The following is a 3,261-nucleotide window of genomic DNA, read 5'->3' on the forward strand; positions in this document are numbered from 1 at the left end:
AGAGCACGTTCATCACCTCCGCTTCGAGATCACCGAGCCTTTTCATCGCCAGTTCTTCTTTCCTCGTCGTGTCAGGTGATATCGACTCCGCGTGCCGACAGCCACGCCGTCGGGTCGGACTTGGCACCGTCGGGTTGCCACACTTCGTAATGCAGGTGGGGTCCGGTGGATTGGCCTCGGTTGCCTACCGTAGCAATGAGCTCGCCGGCTTTCACGCGTTGACCGGCGGTGACGAGCGCCTGGTCTATGTGGCCGTACACCCCGATCGTGCCGTCGTCCTGACGAATACGCACCCACAGGCCGAACCCTTGCGCCGGCCCTGCTTCGATGACCTCACCGTCGGTCACCGATACGATCGGCGTCCCGATCGTATTGGCGATGTCGAGTCCGTAATGCGTTGTCCCCCAACGCGGCCCAGAACTGGAGGTCAATGTGCCCGACACCGGCACCACCGAGAGCGGGCGCCGCGCCTCGGCATCGCGTGCGGCGCGCTCCGCCGCCCGAACTCCCCCCTCGGCGAGTTGCTCGGTCATGCGCTGCGCGAGCCGGCCGACATCGAGATCGGGCATTTGCAACACCTGCGGGGGTGAGGCGACGACCGGGCTCGGCGGCAGGACGCCGGCGGGAGGGCTATCGATACTCGCAGCGCTGAGCGCCACACTGTCCTGCGACCCGGTGTTCGGAGACGTCGCTGCCGCGGACAGAAAGGCACCGACCGCGACCGACGCAGCGATGGCGCGGCCACCCGGCTTCGGCACCCGGCGGCGATGAAGTCCGCGGCGAGCACGTCGCGACACGGCCTGGACTACATCGCGGTCACCCTCGCTGTGCGTCGTCTCGTCCGGACCGGCCACGTGCACCCACATCGACGCGGTAGCGTCCGCGGCCGCGGTGTCCCAGGCGGCGCTGACCGCGTGAGCGGGTACATCCGGTGCGGGCGTCTGCGCCGAAGGCGTGTGCTCGTCCTGCGACCGATTGTCGGAGTACACGGTCTCGGCGGGCGACTCGGTCACGAAACGCGAGGGTGCGAACCCGGCGTGTCGATGACGGGGGTGATCGATGAGCGCCGTCGGCCTGTTGCCGACGGGCATCGAGACCGCGACGCCGGGTGCCGGCGCTGCGTAGTCGTCGTCGATCGGATCGGGTGTGCGGTGTCGGGCCAAGATCACAATCCTTGGTGGCTACGAGGCCGTGGCCTCGCTCGAGATAACGAAATGGTGACGGTCAGGCCACAGGTTACTACTATCGAGCATAGTTTTTCCATCCCACTCGACCCGGATTCGTCCGTACCGCTGGTCACGGTCCTCGGAGGACATCCCGCCGGGCTACGACATCCCGCCGGGCTACGACATCCCGCCGGGCTACGACATCCGCACCGGAACAGGGCTGGGCGTTTCGGGTATCAGGGGTGATCGCGCCGAGAGGACAGGCCACCGAGCATGGTGTTGTACGCCTCGAGTTCGGTATCACCTTGATCGTCGACTCGGCGGTCTCGTTGCCGTGCCGCGCTCTCGTCGGCCGCCGACCACCGGACCGCGGCGAGAACCGCGGCAGCGAGCAACGGCAACTCCCCGATGCCCCACGCCAGAGTGCCGCCGCGCCGCTGGTCGGCCAGCAGGTCTGCGTTCCAGTCCAGACGCAGTCCGCTGTAGAAGCTCGCTCCGAGCGCGGTCTCGAGATCGATCGTCACGACGAGGAAGAATGCGAACCCGGCCAATGCGGTGATACTCGCGAGCAACTTCGTCAGTCCCGCGATCGGTCTCGGTACCGGGTCTTCGCCGACCGTGCCCCAGAACATCACCATCCCGACGGTCAGGAACCAGCCCTTCATCACCATGTGTGCCACATGCGAGTCGGCGACGGTGTCGAACAGTCCGCCGGGGTAGAGCAGGTAGAAGCTGCTCAGGAACACCGTGGTGCTGACCCACGGGTGTATCGCGATCCGGGCTGCTCGGCTCTGCCATGCAGCCCGGAGCCATTCGCGCGAGCCCGGTGCTTCGGCGGCCGACGCGGTCGGCAGGACCGAGGCGAACAAGGTTGCCGGTCGGCCGAGGACCAACAGCAACGGCACGGCGACGGCGACCGCGGTCAGTCCCGCCATGTGCACGCTGAACATCGCCGGGCTGTAGAACCCGACCCCGGACGAGGTCGCCACGAGCAGCACCGCAGTACCCGCCAACCAGCTCGCTGTCCACCGCCGCCGCCATGACAGGCCTGCCCGCCGACGGCGCCGCACGGCCACCAGATACAGGACGGCCGCGATCACCGCCGCGGAGCCGAACACCAGGTCGAAACGCCACTCGAACGCCAACCGCGCAGCGGTGGGCGGGCCGTCCAACACGTAGCCCAAGGCCTCTTCGTGCGCCTGGGGCAGCGAGGTGTCCTGCGGCGGGGGCGGGGGAGTGCGGCCCAGTGCGACCGCCAGGCCCACGGTGGTGACGAGAACGAGGGTCTCGATCATCGACAACGTGATCAGGGATCTGCGCCTCGCGGGGTCGTGAGCCAGAGCGCGGACCGTTCGTCGTCGCTGTATCCACCCGAGGGTCCCCACGATCGCCAGAGCTGCGATCTTCGCCAGTATCAGAGCGCCGTACGTCGAATCCCACAGCGACGTCACGGGCACTCGCACGGCAGCGTTGACCACTCCGGAGACCGCCATGATCACGAACGCGACCAGAGCGAGCGTCGAGTAGCGGCGGGTCGCGACGGCAAGGTGCCCACCTCCGCGCAGCGCATGAGCGAGAAGTGCGAGGAGTCCGCCCACCCACAGCGCGGCAGCGAGGATGTGCAGGATCAACGAGTTCGTCGCGATGTCGTGATTGCCGCCGGTCGAGGAGTGGCCGGTGACCGCGCGCGGGATCAACGCGAGCATCGACAGGGCGAACAAGGCGGGGGTCCATCGATGCCGCAACACCGCCGCGCATGCTGCGGCGGTGATCGCCGCGACCGCAGAGGTGATGGCCCATGCAGTGGAGGCCTCGACATCGCCGATCGCACCGAGGAACTGCACCGGTTGCGCTGCAACGGATCCGACAGGTTGACCCGAGGCGTCCGAGAGTGTCAGCGGCACCAACGCCGCCGCGCACACCGCCCACACTGCGGAGGCCTTCGCCGCGGTGCGGACGGCTACGTACCCGTCGATGTCGAGCACACCCGACCTCTGAGGCGGAACGAGAAATGCCGCGAGGAGCAGCGACCCCGCCGCCACGACGGCAGCCACCTCGCCGATCGCGGTCAGTGCCGGGATCCCGTACGTGGTGA

2 protein-coding genes are annotated in these 3,261 nt (G+C 68.0%); both read right to left on the bottom strand.

Annotated features, from left to right (window positions below):
* Positions 1 to 71 precede the first annotated feature (71 nt).
* A complete protein-coding gene (locus RHODMAR_RS24300; protein ID WP_081606106.1) occupies positions 72 to 866 on the bottom strand; it encodes a M23 family metallopeptidase in 795 nt (264 codons plus the stop codon).
* Positions 867 to 1,402: 536 nt separating this feature from the next.
* Positions 1,403 to 3,261, bottom strand: a 1,859-nt coding sequence (locus RHODMAR_RS24305) for a cytochrome c oxidase assembly protein (protein ID WP_008720095.1), incomplete at its 5' end; no start/stop codon positions are given.

Source organism: Rhodococcus sp. AW25M09 (assembly GCF_000333955.1).
In the GTDB taxonomy this organism is placed as follows: Bacteria; Actinomycetota; Actinomycetes; order Mycobacteriales; family Mycobacteriaceae; genus Rhodococcoides.

Coding starts and splice junctions, on each gene's coding strand:
- RHODMAR_RS24300 (WP_081606106.1), bottom strand. CDS start 866: ATGTGGGTGCACGTGGCCGGTCCGGACGAGACGACGCACAGCGAGGGT.